This is a genomic window from Pseudomonas sp. BBP2017 (assembly GCF_003024385.1).
In the GTDB taxonomy this organism is placed as follows: domain Bacteria; phylum Pseudomonadota; class Gammaproteobacteria; order Pseudomonadales; family Pseudomonadaceae; genus Aquipseudomonas.
In genome coordinates this window covers 12,253-28,738 of record NZ_PVZN01000018.1, presented here as the reverse complement: position 1 = coordinate 28,738, position 16,486 = coordinate 12,253, and the positions used below count along the sequence as shown (strand labels likewise).

Annotated in this window: 12 protein-coding genes; all 12 read left to right on the top strand. The window is 59.9% G+C overall.

Annotation, left to right across the window (positions count from 1 at the left end; genetic code table 11):
• The first annotated feature begins 35 nt into the window (after positions 1-35).
• The 12 genes from rseP to C6382_RS19625 all read left to right on the top strand — a co-directional run bounded on the left by rseP (position 36) and on the right by C6382_RS19625 (position 16,486).
• On the top strand, positions 36-1,388 hold the full coding sequence (rseP, locus tag C6382_RS19680) for an RIP metalloprotease RseP (protein ID WP_107026017.1): 1,353 nt from the start codon (positions 36-38) through the stop codon (positions 1,386-1,388).
• A gap of 74 nt (positions 1,389-1,462) precedes the next feature.
• Complete coding sequence (bamA, locus tag C6382_RS19675) at positions 1,463-3,823, top strand: outer membrane protein assembly factor BamA (protein ID WP_107026016.1); 2,361 nt, start codon at positions 1,463-1,465, stop codon at positions 3,821-3,823.
• A 44-nt stretch (positions 3,824-3,867) separates the two neighbouring features.
• Positions 3,868-4,371: an OmpH family outer membrane protein gene (locus tag C6382_RS19670; RefSeq protein WP_045189677.1), complete on the top strand. Its 504-nt coding sequence runs from the start codon at positions 3,868-3,870 to the stop codon at positions 4,369-4,371.
• 2 nt (positions 4,372-4,373) lie between these two features.
• Positions 4,374-5,429 (top strand): UDP-3-O-(3-hydroxymyristoyl)glucosamine N-acyltransferase, encoded by a 1,056-nt coding sequence (gene lpxD, locus C6382_RS19665; protein WP_107026015.1) that lies wholly within the window; start codon positions 4,374-4,376, stop codon positions 5,427-5,429.
• Between the two features lie 110 nt (positions 5,430-5,539).
• The gene (fabZ, locus tag C6382_RS19660; protein WP_038613986.1) at positions 5,540-5,980 is read left to right on the top strand and encodes a 3-hydroxyacyl-ACP dehydratase FabZ; all 441 of its coding nucleotides are present in this window, start codon (positions 5,540-5,542) and stop codon (positions 5,978-5,980) included.
• A complete protein-coding gene (lpxA, locus tag C6382_RS19655) occupies positions 5,977-6,753 on the top strand; it encodes an acyl-ACP--UDP-N-acetylglucosamine O-acyltransferase (protein WP_038613984.1) in 777 nt (258 codons plus the stop codon). The genes fabZ and lpxA overlap by 4 nt, the downstream gene beginning before the upstream one ends.
• A 2-nt stretch (positions 6,754-6,755) precedes the next feature.
• A complete protein-coding gene (lpxB, locus tag C6382_RS19650) occupies positions 6,756-7,883 on the top strand; it encodes a lipid-A-disaccharide synthase (protein ID WP_107026014.1) in 1,128 nt (375 codons plus the stop codon).
• Entirely contained in the window at positions 7,884-8,513 is a 630-nt protein-coding gene (gene rnhB / locus C6382_RS19645; protein WP_107026013.1) for a ribonuclease HII, read from the top strand.
• A 108-nt stretch (positions 8,514-8,621) separates the two neighbouring features.
• On the top strand, positions 8,622-12,143 hold the full coding sequence (dnaE, locus tag C6382_RS19640) for a DNA polymerase III subunit alpha (protein WP_107026012.1): 3,522 nt from the start codon (positions 8,622-8,624) through the stop codon (positions 12,141-12,143).
• A gap of 98 nt (positions 12,144-12,241) precedes the next feature.
• Positions 12,242-13,189, top strand: a complete 948-nt coding sequence (locus tag C6382_RS19635) for an acetyl-CoA carboxylase carboxyltransferase subunit alpha (RefSeq protein ID WP_107026011.1) — start codon at positions 12,242-12,244, stop codon at positions 13,187-13,189.
• 104 nt (positions 13,190-13,293) lie between these two features.
• Complete coding sequence (gene tilS, locus C6382_RS19630) at positions 13,294-14,586, top strand: tRNA lysidine(34) synthetase TilS (RefSeq protein WP_107026010.1); 1,293 nt, start codon at positions 13,294-13,296, stop codon at positions 14,584-14,586.
• 271 nt (positions 14,587-14,857) lie between these two features.
• Entirely contained in the window at positions 14,858-16,486 is a 1,629-nt protein-coding gene (locus C6382_RS19625; RefSeq protein WP_107026009.1) for a CTP synthase, read from the top strand.

The following is a 16,486-nucleotide window of genomic DNA, read 5'->3' as shown; positions in this document are numbered from 1 at the left end:
CGCCTGGCTGGGCTGAACGTCATTCGGAGAACGATATGAGTGCGCTCTACATGATTATCGGCACCCTGGTGGCATTGGGTGTGCTGGTCACCTTTCACGAATTCGGTCACTTCTGGGTGGCCCGGCGTTGTGGCGTCAAGGTTCTGCGGTTTTCCGTCGGTTTCGGTATGCCGCTGCTGCGCTGGCATGATCGCCACGGCACCGAGTTCGTCGTGGCGGCCATCCCGCTGGGTGGCTACGTCAAGATGCTCGATGAGCGTGAGGGCGAAGTGCCGCTTGATCAGATCGAGCAATCCTTCAACCGCAAGTCGGTGCGCCAGCGTATTGCGATCGTTGCGGCCGGGCCTGTGGCCAACTTTCTGCTGGCCATCCTGTTTTTCTGGGTGCTGGCCATGGTTGGGACACAGCAGGAGCGTCCAGTCATCGGTGGGGTCGAGGCAGGCAGTGTAGCGGAAGTTGCTGGTCTGAAAGCTGGTCAGGAAATTGTATCTATTGATGGCAAAGCGACCAACGGTTGGTCCGCAGTCAATCTGCAGTTGATCCGTCGCCTGGGTGAAAGCGGCCAGTTGCACATCAGTGTGCGCGAAGAAGGCGCGACTGTTGACAGTGCTCATGTGCTGACCCTGGATAACTGGCTCAAAGGCGCTGACGAGCCTGACCCGATTCGTTCCCTGGGCTTGCGTTTGTGGCGTCCGGCGTTGCCGCCGGTACTGGCTGAGCTTGACCCCAAGGGGCCAGCCAAGGCGGCGGGTCTGCAGGCCGGTGATCGCCTGCTCAGCCTTGATGGCAAGGCGTTGAATGACTGGCAACAGGTCGTTGATACCGTGCGTGGGCGCGCGGGTAGCAAGATCGTGCTGCAAGTCGAGCGTGAGGGTGCAACCCTGGATGTACCGGTTACCCTGGCCAGCCGTGGCGAGGGCAAGTCGGCCAGCGGTTATCTCGGAGCTGGCGTAAAGCCAGTGAAGTGGCCGGATGCCATGCTTCGGGAAGTCAGCTATGGGCCTTTGGAGGCCGTAGGCGAGGGGCTTTCACGGACCTGGAACATGAGCGTCCTGACCCTCGAATCGTTGAAGAAAATGCTGTTCGGCGAGCTCTCGGTAAAAAACTTGAGTGGACCGATAACCATTGCTAAAGTGGCGGGCGCTTCAGCCCAGTCAGGCGTTGGGGATTTCCTGAATTTCCTCGCCTACCTGAGCATTAGCCTGGGGGTTCTTAATTTGCTGCCCATTCCAGTACTGGATGGGGGGCATTTGCTGTTCTACCTGATCGAATGGGCGCGTGGTCGTCCGCTTTCGGATCGGGTGCAAGGTTGGGGGATCCAGATCGGTATCAGTTTGGTAGTCGGGGTGATGTTGCTTGCCCTGATAAACGATTTGGGTCGACTGTAAAGCTTCGCTCAATTGCGAACCTGCCGCGTCCCGCGGCGGGTCGTTTATTGCCAGTTGGAATAAGAAAGGACTTCATGAAACGTCTGCTGCTAACTGCGGTTCTCGCCGTACTGATGATCGCTGAAGTTCACGCCGAGTCCTTCACCATCTCCGATATTCGTGTCAATGGTCTGCAGCGGGTTTCCGCAGGCAGCGTTTTCGGTGCTTTGCCGTTGAACGTCGGCGATGAGGCCGATGACCGTCGCCTGGTGGACTCCACCCGTGCGTTGTTCAAGACCGGTTTCTTCCAGGACATCCAACTGGGCCGTGACGGCAATGTCCTGATCATTACCGTGGTCGAGCGCCCTTCGGTGTCCAGCATCGAGATCGAAGGCAACAAGGCCATTAGTACCGAAGACCTTATGAAAGGTCTGAAGCAGTCTGGCCTGTCTGAAGGCGAGATCTTCCAGCGTGCCACCCTTGAAGGTGTGCGTAACGAACTGCAACGCCAGTATGTTGCCCAGGGGCGTTACTCGGCAGAGGTCGACACTGAAGTCGTGCCGCAGCCACGCAACCGCGTCGGCCTGAAGATCAAGATCAACGAAGGTACTGTTGCTGCCATCCAGCACATCAACGTGGTCGGCAACACAGTCTTTCCTGAAGAAGACCTGGTTGACCTGTTCGAACTGAAAACCACCAACTGGCTGTCGTTCTTCAAGAACGATGACAAGTACGCCCGTGAAAAACTCTCCGGTGACCTGGAGCGTCTGCGTTCCTACTACCTGGACCGCGGCTACATCAACATGGACATCGCTTCCACCCAGGTGTCGATCACCCCGGACAAGAAGCACGTCTACATTACTGTCAACGTCAACGAAGGTGAGAAGTACACCGTTCGTGACGTGAAGCTTTCTGGCGACCTCAAGGTGCCGGAAGATCAGGTCAAGTCGCTCATGCTGGTGCAGCCGGGTCAGGTGTTCTCGCGTAAAGTGATGACCACCACCTCCGAGCTGATCACCCGTCGTCTGGGTAACGAAGGCTACACCTTCGCCAACGTCAACGGCGTGCCACAACCGAACGACCAGGATCACACCGTCGACATCACCTTTGTGGTCGATCCGGGCAAACGTGCCTACGTCAACCGTATCAACTTCCGTGGCAACACCAAGTCTGAAGACGAAGTGCTGCGTCGTGAAATGCGCCAGATGGAAGGTGGCTGGGCTTCGACCTACCTGATCGACCAATCCAAGACCCGCCTTGAGCGCCTGGGCTTCTTCAAGGAAGTCAACGTCGAGACCCCGGCCGTTCCGGGTACCGATGACCAGGTCGACGTCAACTACAGCGTTGAAGAACAAGCGTCCGGTTCGATCACTGCCAGCGTCGGCTTCGCCCAGAGTGCCGGTCTGATCCTCGGTGGTTCGATCAGCCAGAGCAACTTCCTGGGTACCGGTAACAAGGTTTCTCTCGGCCTGACCCGCAGTGAATACCAGAGCCGCTACAACTTCGGTTTCGTTGACCCCTACTGGACTGCCGACGGCGTCAGCCTGGGCTATAACGCCTTCTATCGCACCACTGACTACGACGACCTCGACGTTGACGTTGCCAGCTATGCCGTTGATAGCCTGGGTGGCGGTGTCAGCGTCGGTTACCCGATCAGCGAAACCTCGCGCCTGACCTTCGGCCTGACCGCACAACAGGACGAGATCAAGACCGGTCAGTACACCGTTGACGAGATCTTCGACTTCGTCAAAGAGGAAGGCGACAAGTACCTGAACTTCAAGGCTTCGGCCGGCTGGTCCGAGTCGACCCTGAACAAGGGCGTGCTCGCCACTCGTGGTCATTCCCAGAGTTTGGTGTTTGAAACCACCACACCGGGCAGCGACCTGTCGTTCTTCAAGCTCGACTATCGTGGTCAGCTGTTCAAGCCAATCACCAACGACTACACCCTGCGTCTGCACACCGAGCTGGGTTATGGTGATGGCTATGGCAGTACCTCCGGCTTGCCGTTCTATGAGAACTACTACGCGGGTGGTTTCAACTCGGTTCGTGGCTTCAAGGACAGTAGCTTGGGTCCGCGCAGCACCCCTAGCCGTGGTTTTCCTGTGACGGGTAACGAAGGCACCATCGCCGACCCGGACCAGGATCCACTGCCGTTCGGTGGTAACGTCCTCGTCCAGGGTGGTGTAGAACTGTTGTTCCCGCTGCCATTCGTCAAGGACCAGCGTTCGCTGCGTACCTCGGTATTCTGGGATGTGGGTAACGTGTTCGATACCAACTGCGGCTCCAAGCCTGATTGCGAAGACATCGGCCTGTCGGGTCTGGCCAGCTCCGTTGGTCTGGGCGTGACCTGGATTACCGCGCTCGGTCCGTTGAGCTTCAGCCTGGCCATGCCGGTGAAGAAACCGGATGAAGCTGATACCCAGGTGTTCCAATTCTCTCTGGGCCAGACCTTCTAAGGTCTGCCCCTTGCTAACGACAACGGATTCTGTAGGAGTGCATCGTGCGTAAGTTGACTCAACTGGCAGTACTGGCTGCGACCCTGATCGCAACCCCGGCTTTCGCCGAAATGAAGATTGCCGTCCTGAACTATCAGATGGCCCTGCTCGAATCGGACGCGGCGAAGAAGTACGCCGTCGATGCCGAGAAGAAGTTCGGCCCGCAGCTGACCAAGCTGAAGAACCTGGAAAGCAGCGCCAAGGGCATTGCCGACCGTATCCGTGCCGGTGGCGACAAGATGGCCCAGCCGGAGCGCGAGCGTCTGGAGCTTGAATACAAGCAGAAAGCCCGTGACTTCCAGTTCCAGTCCAAGGAGCTGAATGAGTCCAAAGCCGTGGCTGACCGTGAAATGCTCAAACAACTGAAGCCCAAGCTCGATGGCGCGGTTGAAGAAGTGATCAAGAAGGGCGGTTTTGACCTGGTGCTCGAGCGTGGCGCGGTGATTGATGTCAAACCTCAGTACGACATCACTCGCCAAGTCATCGAGCGCATGAACCAGTCCCGTTGAACATGACTGTGACCATGAAACTCGGCCAGTTGGCCGAGTTCCTCGGCGCCACCCTGAGTGGCCCGGAGGAGCTGGAAATCTCTGGCCTGGCAACCCTTCAGGAAGCCGGGCCGGGGCAGTTGAGCTTTCTCGCCAATCCGCAGTACCGCAAGTACCTCGGTGATAGCCAGGCAGCTGCGATCCTGCTCAAGCCGGCCGATGCCGAAGGCTTCGCCGGCAATGCCCTGATCGTCCCCGATCCGTACCTTGCCTATGCGCGCATCTCCCACCTGTTCGATCCAAAGCCCAGGGCTGTAGCGGGAATTCATCCCAGCGCCGTGGTTGCCGCCGATGCCCAGGTCGATGCCAGCGCCAGCGTCGGTGCCTGTGCGGTGATCGAGAGCGGTGCGCAGATCGGCCCGGGTGTGACTATCGGTGCGCAGTGCTTCATCGGCGCCCGTTGCGTGATCGGCGAGGGCGGTTGGCTGGCCCCGCGGGTGACCCTGTACCACGACGTGCGCATTGGCAAGCGTGTGGTGATCCAGTCTGGCGCGGTTATCGGTGGTGAGGGCTTCGGCTTTGCCAGCGACAAGGGCGTCTGGCAGAAGATCGCGCAGATCGGTGGCGTCAGTATCGGTGATGATGTCGAAATCGGTGTGAACACCGCCGTCGACCGCGGCGCCCTGGCAGACACTCGTATCGGCGACGGCGTCAAGCTCGACAACCAGATCCAGATCGCTCATAACGTACAAATTGGTGATCATACGGCGATGGCGGCCTGTGTCGGCATTTCCGGCAGTACCAAGATTGGCAAGCATTGCACCATCGCCGGCGGTGTCGGCATGGTGGGGCATATTGAAGTCTGCGACGGCGTTTTCGTATCCGGCATGACCATGGTCACTCGCTCGATTACCGAGCCTGGGGCTTATTCTTCCGGTACGGCGATGCAGCCGCTGGGCGAGTGGCGCAAAAGTGCCGCACGGATTCGCCAGCTCGACGAGATGGCGAAGCGCCTTCAACAGTTGGAAAAGCGTGTCGAGGTCGTGACCTCAGGCAGCCAGCCTTCATCAGAAGGCTGATACCATTTCCTGATCGAGAGTGAATAGCCCCAGGCTGACTCTTTGATTTGCAAAAGGAGCGTCTGGCAAATGCGGGCGCTCCCTATCTTTACTACAGGCTTCCCCCCGAAATGATGGACATCAACGAGATTCGCGAATACCTGCCTCACCGTTACCCGTTCCTGTTAGTGGACCGGGTAGTGGACCTGGACGTCGAGGCCCAGCGCATTCGTGCCTACAAGAATGTCAGCATCAATGAACCTTTCTTCAATGGTCACTTCCCGGCGCACCCAATCATGCCGGGCGTGCTGATCATCGAAGCCATGGCCCAGGCGGCCGGTATCCTTGGCTTCAAGATGCTCGACGTGAAACCTGCGGACGGTACGCTGTACTACTTCGTCGGTTCCGACAAACTGCGCTTTCGTCAGCCGGTATTGCCGGGTGACCAGCTGATCCTCGAAGCCAAGTTCATCAGTTGCAAGCGCCAGATCTGGAAGTTCGAGTGCCAGGCGTCGGTCGACGGCAAGCCAGTGTGCTCAGCCGAGATCATTTGCGCGGAACGTAAACTATGAGTTTGATTGACCCTCGGGCGATCATCGATCCGTCGGCGAAAATCGCCGACGGCGTCGAGGTTGGCCCTTGGTCTATCGTCGGTGCCGGTGTCGAGATTGGCGAGGGGACCGTCATTGGTCCGCACGTGATCCTCAAGGGGCCGACCCGTATCGGTCGGCACAATCGCATCTACCAGTTCTCCTCGGTAGGCGAAGATACCCCGGACCTGAAGTACAAGGGTGAGCCTACGCGCCTGGTAATCGGTGACCACAATGTCATCCGTGAAGGTGTGACCATTCACCGTGGCACCGTGCAGGACCGCTCGGAAACCACCCTCGGCGATCACAACCTGATCATGGCCTATGCCCACATCGGTCATGACAGCGTTATCGGTAATCACTGCATTCTGGTGAACAATACCGCGCTGGCCGGGCATGTTCATGTTGATGACTGGGCGATCCTTTCCGGATTCACCCTGGTGCATCAGTTCTGCCATATCGGCGCCCACAGCTTTTCTGGTATGGGCACCGCGATCGGTAAGGATGTACCGGCTTACGTAACGGTGTTCGGTAACCCGGCCGAGGCGCGTAGCATGAACTTCGAGGGCATGCGCCGTCGAGGCTTCAGTGAAGACGCCATTCATGCCCTGCGTCGTGCCTACAAGGTGGTTTATCGCCAGGGGCTGACGGTCGAGCAGGCCATCGCCGAGCTGGCTGAGCCTGCCGCGCAATTCCCTGAAGTCGACGTGTTCCTCAAGTCGATCCAGAACTCCACCCGCGGCATCACCCGCTGATCATGGCTGAGCTCTGTGTAGCGCTGGTGGCGGGTGAGGCCAGCGGCGATATTCTTGGCGCCGGATTGATGCGCGCGCTCAAGGCACGCCATCCTCAAGTACGATTCATCGGGGTCGGTGGGCCGCTGATGCAGGCTGAGGGCTTGGTCTCCTACTTCCCGATGGAACGCCTGGCAGTCATGGGCCTGGTCGAAGTGCTGGGGCGTCTGCGTGAACTGCTCAAGCGGCGCAAGGCTTTGATCCAGACCCTGATCGAAGAACGCCCGGATGTGTTCATCGGTATCGATGCGCCTGACTTTACCCTCAATATCGAACTGAACCTGCGCAGGGCCGGGATCAAGACCGTGCACTATGTCAGCCCCTCGGTCTGGGCCTGGCGGCAGAAGCGTGTGCTGAAGATTCGCGAAGGTTGCGACCTGATGCTGACGCTGTTTCCGTTCGAGGCGAAGTTCTACGAAGAGAAGGGGGTGCCGGTGCGTTTTGTCGGTCACCCGCTGGCTGACAGTATTCCCCTCGAAGCCGATCGTTGCGCTGCCCGCGAGCAACTGGGGCTCGGTGACGGGCCGCTGGTAGCCTTGATGCCCGGCAGCCGTGGCGGTGAAGTGGGACGTTTGGGCGCGTTGTTTCTCGATGCTGCTCAGCGTTTGCGCGAGTTGGTACCAGGGGTGCGCTTTGTGTCGCCCTGCGCCAATGCCGAGCGCCGTGCCCAGCTGGAGCAAATGCTCGAGGGCCGCGACCTGCCGTTGAGCCTTCTCGACGGTCGTTCACACCAGGCCCTGGCCGCCTGTGATGCGGTGTTGATCGCCTCGGGTACTGCCACCCTCGAAGCGCTGCTGTTCAAACGGCCGATGGTGGTCGCCTACCGTTTGGCACCGCTGACTTACTGGATTCTCAAACGACTGGTCAAAAGCCCCTACGTGTCCCTGCCCAACCTCCTGGCCCAACGCATGCTGGTACCGGAGTTGCTGCAGGAAGCCGCCACCCCCGAAGCCTTGGCCCAGACCTTGGCGCCGCTGGTTGAGGGCGGCGCACAGCAGACCGAAGGTTTTGACCAGATTCACCGTACCTTGCGCCGCGATGCCTCGAACCAGGCAGCCGAAGCGGTGCTGGCCCTGCTGGAAGCCCGATAGATGCAAATGGGACTGGACTTCAACCTGGTCGAGGACCTGGTCGCCGGCGTCGACGAAGTCGGCCGCGGCCCGCTGTGCGGCGCGGTAGTGACGGCGGCGGTGATCCTCGATCCGCAGCGACCGATTCTTGGGCTGAACGATTCGAAGAAGCTCACCGAGGCGCGTCGCGAAAAGCTGTTTGATGAAATCTGCGAGAAAGCCCTGAGCTTCTGCATCGCCCGCGCCGAAGTCGAGGAAATCGACGAGCTGAACATTCTGCATGCCACCATGCTGGCCATGCAGCGCGCGGTCGAGGGGCTGAGCGTCACTCCGAAACTGGCGCTGATCGACGGCAATCGCTGCCCCAAGCTTTCAGTGCCGGCGGCACCGGTGGTCAAAGGTGACAGTCAGGTGCCAGCGATTGCTGCCGCTTCGATCCTGGCCAAGGTTACCCGCGACCGGGAAATGGCCGCTTTCGAGCTGATGTATCCGGGATACGGCATTGGCGGACACAAGGGCTATCCGACCCCGGTGCACCTTGAAGCTTTGGCGCGGTTGGGGCCGACGCCGATTCACCGACGCTCCTTCGCACCGGTTCGCGCCGCTTATGCAGTGCGGGGCGTTCTGAGCAACGGTTTCGCCGAGGTCTGATAGTCTCGGGCAAGTGTCAGTAGTCAGGATCGACCTGCGCTGGCTGATGTTTTGATCAAGGCCCGGTACAATCCGGGCCTTGTTGTTTTGTGCTGCTATAGGATCATCATGTCGGCTTCTTTCGTTCATCTTCGCCTGCACACCGAATTCTCGCTGGTCGATGGCCTGGTGCGGATCAAGCCGCTGGCCAAGGCATTGGCCTCGATGAACATGCCGGCCGTAGCGGTTACCGACCAGAGCAACATGTGCTCGCTGGTCAAGTTCTACAAGAACGCCATGGGCTCGGGGATCAAGCCGATCTGTGGCGCCGATCTGTGGCTGGCCAATCGTGACCCGGACGCGCCGCTGTCGCGCATCTGCTTTCTGGCCATGGACGCCAAGGGCTATCGCAACCTCACCGAGTTGATTTCCCGCGGTTGGATCGAAGGCCAGCGTAATGGCCTGGTGGTGATCGAGCGTGACTGGATCCCGCCAGCCAGCGAGGGGCTGATTGCCTTGTCAGCAGCCAAAGAGGGCGATATCGGCATGGCGTTGCTCAATGGCAACCCCGATGAAGCCGAAGCGTTGCTGCAAGACTGGATGGCGATGTTCCCCGAGCGCTTCTATGTTGAAGTGCAACGCACCAACCGCGCCGGTGATGAAGAGTACCTGCATGCTGCGGTCGCCCTGGCCGACAAGCTCAACGCGCCGCTGGTGGCGACCAACGATGTGCGTTTCATCAAGCAGTCGGACTACGACGCCCATGAAACTCGCGTATGTATCGGTGAAGGCCGCGCCCTGGACGATCCACGGCGCTCGCGTAACTATAGTGACCAGCAGTACCTGAAAAGTCCGGAAGAAATGGCCGAGCTGTTCAGCGACCTGCCTGACGCAGTGGCCAACACGGTGGAGATTGCCAAGCGCTGCAATATCCAGGTGCAGTTGGGCAAACACTTCCTTCCTGATTTCCCGACGCCCAACGGCATGGGCATTGACGACTACCTTCGGCATGTTTCCCATGAGGGCCTGGAAGAGCGTCTGGCGGTGCTGTGGCCGAAAGAGACCACGCCCAATTACGAAGAAAAGCGTCAGGTCTACCTCGATCGCTTGAAGTTCGAGCTGGATATCATCATCCAGATGGGCTTCCCCGGTTACTTCCTGATCGTTATGGACTTCATCAAGTGGGCCAAGAACAACGGCGTGCCGGTCGGCCCGGGCCGGGGGTCGGGTGCCGGCTCGCTGGTGGCCTACGTGCTGAAGATCACCGACCTCGACCCGCTGGCCTACGACTTGCTGTTCGAACGTTTCCTCAACCCGGAACGGGTTTCCATGCCCGACTTCGACGTCGACTTCTGCATGGATGGTCGCGACCGGGTCATTGAGTACGTGGCCGATGCCTATGGCCGCAACGCGGTAAGCCAGATCATCACCTTCGGCACCATGGCCGCCAAGGCGGTGGTGCGCGACGTGGCGCGGGTCCAGGGTAAGTCCTACGGCCTGGCCGATCGTCTGTCGAAAATGATTCCGTTCGAAGTCGGCATGACCCTGGAGAAAGCCTACGAGCAGGAGGAAGTGCTCCGCGACTTCCTCAAGACCGATGAGGACGCCAAGGAAATCTGGGACATGGCCCTCAAGCTCGAGGGTGTCTGCCGTGGTACCGGTAAACACGCTGGTGGTGTGGTTATCGCGCCAACCAAGCTCACCGACTTCTCGCCGATCGCCTGTGATGAAGAGGGCGGCGGCCTGGTCACCCAGTTCGACAAAGATGACGTCGAAGCCGCAGGCCTGGTGAAGTTCGACTTCCTCGGTCTGCGGACTCTGACCATCATCAAGTGGGCGATGGAAACCATCAACCGCGAGCAGGCCAAGAAGGGTCTGGATGACCTGAACATCGATTTCATCCCGCTGGATGACAAGAAAACCTACGAGTTGCTGCAAAAGGCTGAGACCACTGCGGTATTCCAGCTTGAATCGCGGGGCATGAAGGAGCTGATCAAGAAGCTCAAGCCTGACTGCCTGGAAGACCTCATCGCACTGGTAGCGCTGTTCCGCCCAGGCCCGCTGCAATCGGGCATGGTGGACGACTTCATCAACCGCAAGCACGGTCGCGCTGAACTGGCTTATCCGCATTCGGACTACCAGTACGAAGGTCTCAAGCCGGTGCTGGCACCGACTTACGGCATCATCCTGTACCAGGAACAGGTGATGCAGATCGCCCAGGTAATGGCCGGCTACACCCTCGGTGGTGCGGACATGCTGCGTCGCGCCATGGGTAAGAAAAAACCCGAGGAAATGGCCAAGCAGCGCGGCGGTTTCATTGAGGGTTGTGCCACCAACAATATCGACCCGGACCTGGCAGGTAACATCTTCGACCTGGTAGAGAAGTTCGCCGGTTACGGTTTCAACAAATCCCACTCTGCCGCCTATGGCCTGGTGTCTTACCAGACTGCCTGGCTGAAAACCCACCACCCGGCGCCGTTCATGGCCGCGGTGCTGTCGGCGGATATGCACAACACCGACAAGGTCGTGACCTTGATCGAGGAAGTGCGCAGCATGAAGCTGCGCCTTGATTCACCGGACGTGAACACCTCCGACTTCAAGTTCACGGTCAATGACGACGGGCGTATCGTCTATGGTCTGGGCGCGATCAAGGGTGTCGGTGAGGGCCCGGTAGAGGCTATCGTCGAAGCGCGCAAGGCCGGTCCGTTCAAGGATCTGTTCGACTTCTGTGAGCGCGTCGACCTCAAACGCATCAACAAGCGAACCCTCGATGCGCTGATCCGAAGTGGTGCCCTCGACCGTCTGGGGCCGTACTTCCATGACGAGCTCAAGGCCTACCAGGCCAACATCGACCGTAACCGCGCAGTATTGCTGGCCGCGATGGAAGAAGCGATCAAGGCCGCCGAGCAGACCGCCCGTACCGCTGACAGTGGGCACGCCGACCTGTTCGGCGGGTTGTTCGTCGAAGACGACGCCGATGTCTACGCCAACCACCGCAAGGCCCGTGAGCTGACCCTCAAAGAGCGCCTGCGTGGCGAAAAGGACACCCTCGGCCTGTACCTGACCGGTCACCCGATCGATGAGTACGAAGGCGAAATCCGCCGCTTCGCCCGTCAACGCATCATCGACTTGAAGCCGGCCCGCGACACTCAGACAGTGGCCGGCATGATCATCGCCCTGCGGGTAATGAAGAACAAAAAGGGTGACAAGATGGGCTTTGTCACCCTCGACGACCGATCCGGACGTATCGAAGCTTCGCTGTTTGCCGATGCCTTCATGGCCGCCCAGGCCCTGTTGCAGACCGACGCGATGGTGGTGGTCGAAGGCGAAGTCAGTAACGATGATTTCTCCGGCGGCCTGCGCCTGCGGGTCAAGCGCGTCATGAGCATGGAAGATGCCCGTACCAACCTGGCCGAAAGCCTGCGCCTGAAGGTGCATACCGACGCCCTCAAGGGCGACCGGCTGACCTGGCTGGGCGAGCTGTTCAAGCGCCATCGCGGGGCCTGCCCGATCACCATGGAGTACACCGGCAGCGATGCCAAGGCGATGTTGCAGTTCGGCGAAAGCTGGCGAATCGACCCGGCCGATGGCCTGATTCAGGCACTGCGTGACCAGTTCGGGCGTGAGAACGTCTTTTTGCAATATCGATGAATTTTTAATCTCGACCTGAATGCGCCTGATCCCTTAAGGTAGGGCGCCAAACGGATCAACCGGCCGGCCGCCTGGCCGTAGACCCTAGACGGATGCCTATGAACCCGAATTTTCTGGATTTCGAACAGCCGATTGCTGACCTGCAAGCCAAGATCGAAGAGCTGCGCCTGGTCGGCAATGACAACTCGCTGAACATCGGCGATGAAATCGCCCGTCTGCAAGACAAGAGCAGCACTCTGACCGAAAGCATTTTCGGCAATCTGACCAGCTGGCAGATTGCCCGTCTGGCGCGTCACCCACGTCGTCCGTACACCCTGGACTACATCGATCACCTGTTCACCGAGTTCGACGAACTGCACGGCGACCGCCACTTTGCCGACGACGCCGCGATTGTCGGCGGTATCGCCCGTCTGGACGACAAGCCAGTGATGGTCATCGGTCATCAGAAAGGCCGCGAAGTGCGTGAGAAGGTGCGCCGCAACTTCGGTATGCCGCGTCCGGAAGGCTATCGCAAAGCGTGCCGCCTGATGGAAATGGCCGAACGCTTCAAGATGCCGATCCTGACTTTCATCGACACCCCGGGTGCCTACCCGGGCATCGACGCCGAAGAGCGCAACCAGAGTGAGGCAATTGCCTGGAACCTGCGGGTCATGGCTCGCTTGAAGACCCCGATCATCGCTACCGTTATCGGTGAAGGTGGTTCTGGTGGTGCGCTGGCCATCGGCGTCTGCGATCAGCTGAACATGCTGCAGTACTCCACCTACTCGGTGATCTCGCCGGAAGGCTGCGCCTCGATTCTGTGGAAGACCGCCGAGAAGGCCTCCGATGCAGCCGAAGCCATGGGCATCACCGCCGAGCGCCTCAAGGGCCTGGGCATTGTTGACAAGGTAATCGCCGAACCGCTGGGCGGCGCTCACCGCGACCCGGCGAAAATGTCGGCAACCATCCGTGGCGAGCTGATCGAACAGCTGGACATGCTCAAGAAGTTCGACAACGATGCGTTGCTCAAGCGCCGTTATGACCGTCTGATGAGCTACGGGCTCTGATCTGACGCATCGGTGCTCCAGTTGCGGGTCAAGCCCGCTCCCACAGGCTTCACACAACCTGTGGGAGCGGGCTTGACCCGCGATTCGCAACCAGGTCCACACCGATGATTGATTTGCATCGCAAGCTTTCTCCCTGGCTAACCGTTCCGTCTTGGTGCGTTGCCCTCTCCGGCGGTCTCGACTCCACTGTCCTCCTGCATCGGCTGGTCAGTCTGTCCCGCCAACATCCGCTACCCCCCATTCGCGCCATCCACATCCACCACGGCCTGCAAGCTGCGGCTGACGCCTGGCCCGCCCATTGCCAGCGCCTGTGTGACGATCTTGGCGTCAAGTTGCAGATCATTCACATCAAGGTCGCCCCCGGTGCCAGTCTCGAGCAAGGCGCCCGTAACGCGCGTTATGCAGCCTTCGCTGAGGCTCTGCGTCCCGGCGAAGTGCTGTTGACCGGACAGCACCGCGAAGACCAGGCTGAGACCCTGCTGTTTCGGCTGTTGCGCGGGGCTGGTGTGCGCGGCCTGACTGCCATGCCTGCGCAGCGTGCACTGGGGCAGGGGCTGCTGTTGCGGCCTTTGCTCGATGTATCGCGAGAGGCGCTGGAGCACTACGCCCATGCGCAACAGCTGGCGTGGGTCGAAGATCCTTCCAATGGCGACACGCAGTATTCCCGTAACTATTTGCGTCACGCGGTAATCCCGGTGTTGCGCCAACGTTGGCCGCAAGCGGCACAGAATCTGGCGCGTACTGCCGAGCACCTGAGCGAAGCCCAAGGCTTGCTGGATGAGCTGGCGGTTCAGGACCTGGCCCAGGCGTCGACACCGAGCGGTTTCGATTGGCTGCCTCTGGCCTCATTGGACCTGGCGGCACTGCGTGCGTTGTCTCCGGCGCGCCAGCGCAATGCTTTGCAGTACTGGTTAGCGCAACGCACGCGTCTTCCGGACACGCGCCACTGGTGCGGATGGGAGGACCTGCGCGATGCATCAGGCGACGGACGGCCATGCTGGCGTCTGACCGACGGTGAGCTGCAGCATGCCAACGAGCGTATCTGGTGGCTGGCCGACGACTGGCTCAAGGCCCCGGTGGGGCAGAACTGGGACGATCCGGCGCAAAGCCTGACCTTGCCACACAATGGCCGCCTGCAGTTGAGCGGCATGATGCCGCAGGGGCCATTGCGCATCGCTTACCGCCAAGGCGGTGAAAGCCTGCAGATTGCCGGGCGCGGCCGCCGTGACCTCAAGCGCCTGCTCAACGAGTTGCAGGTGCCGGCGTTCGTCCGTTGCCGCCTGCCGTTGCTCTATCGCGACGAGCAGCTGCTGGCCGTGGCCAACCTGCCGCAACTGAGCCAGGGCGACTGGCAATTACACTGGTGTGTACCGACGAGCGTGCAAGGTTTGAGATGAAAGGCACATTCCGGTAGACTACGCTCCCTTCTTGATACAACTTCTGTGGCTTCCCCGAAATCACAGCAGTTGCCGATTACCAAGCAGTTTTTTGCTGGGCGATTCTAAAAATGTTTAGCGAGCTCCTAACCGGGTTTTCAACCCCCGGTGTGTTCAGACGCGGCAGTTTTTTAAGATGCACTGTGATTGACGCAGGTGATCGGGGGCTTCGGCCTTCCTTCGCTTTCCCCGGCGGCACTGACCGCTTTAACGCAGACTTCTAGGGTTTTTCATGACGCGCTACATATTCGTCACGGGCGGTGTTGTTTCTTCATTGGGGAAAGGCATTGCCTCGGCTTCATTGGCGGCCATCCTGGAGGCGCGGGGGCTCAAGGTCACCATGCTCAAGCTGGACCCGTACATCAACGTCGACCCGGGCACCATGAGCCCGTTCCAGCACGGTGAAGTGTTCGTCACCCACGACGGCGCCGAAACCGACCTGGACCTGGGCCACTACGAGCGGTTCATCCGCACGACCATGACCCAGAACAACAACTTCACCACCGGCCGTATCTACGAGCACGTGCTGCGCAAAGAGCGCCGTGGTGATTACCTGGGCGCGACCATCCAGGTCATTCCGCACATCACCGACGAAATCAAGCGCCGCATCATCAAGGGTGCTGGCGATGCCGACGTGGCCCTGGTGGAAATCGGCGGTACCGTGGGTGACATCGAGTCGCAACCGTTCCTCGAGGCGATCCGTCAACTGCGCGTCGAAGTGGGCTCCAAGCGCGCCATGCTGATGCACCTGACCCTGGTGCCGTACATCGCCACCGCTGGCGAGACCAAGACCAAGCCGACCCAGCACTCGGTCAAGGAACTGCGCTCCATCGGCCTGCAGCCTGACGTGCTGATCTGCCGCTCCGACCATCCGGTCGATGTCTCCTCGCGTCGCAAGATCGCCCTGTTCACCAACGTTGAAGAGCGTGCGGTGATCTCCCTGGAAGACGTCGACACCATCTACAAGATCCCGGCCGTGCTGCACGCCCAGGGTCTGGATGACTTCGTCGTCGAGCGCTTTGGCCTGCAGTGCAATGGCGCTGACCTGTCCGAGTGGGAAAAGGTCGTCGATGCCAAGCTCAATCCAGAGCACGAAGTGACCATCGCCATGGTCGGCAAGTACATGGAGCTGCTGGACGCCTACAAGTCGCTGATCGAAGCGATGAGCCATGCCGGCATCCAGAACCGCACCAAGGTCAACCTGCGTTACATCGATTCCGAAGACATCGAGAACCAGGGCACCAGCCTGCTCGAAGGCGCTGATGCCATCCTGGTACCGGGCGGCTTCGGTCTGCGCGGTGTCGAAGGCAAGATCACGGCCGTGCAGTACGCTCGTGAGAACAAGGTGCCGTACCTGGGTATCTGCCTGGGCATGCAGGTCGCGGTCATTGAGTTCGCCCGTAACGTCATGGGCTGGAAAGATGCCAACTCCACCGAGTTCGATCGCAACAGCGCTCACCCGGTTGTCGGCCTGATCACCGAGTGGGAAGACGCCACCGGCGCGGTTGAAACCCGTACCGAAGCCTCCGATCTGGGCGGCACCATGCGTCTGGGCGCCCAGGAGTGTCAGCTGGAAAGCGGCTCCAAGGTCCATGACTGCTACGCCAAGGATGTGATCGTCGAGCGTCATCGTCATCGCTACGAAGTGAACAACAAGCTGCTGCCACAACTGATGGAAGCCGGCCTCAAGGTTTCCGGTCGTTCCGGTGACGGCGCGTTGGTCGAAGTGGTCGAAGCCCAGGATCATCCGTGGTTCGTCGCTTGCCAGTTCCACCCTGAGTTCACCTCGACCCCGCGTGACGGTCATCCGCTGTTCAGCGGTTTCGTCAAGGCGGCACTGGCTCAAAAGAACAAGGCCTGA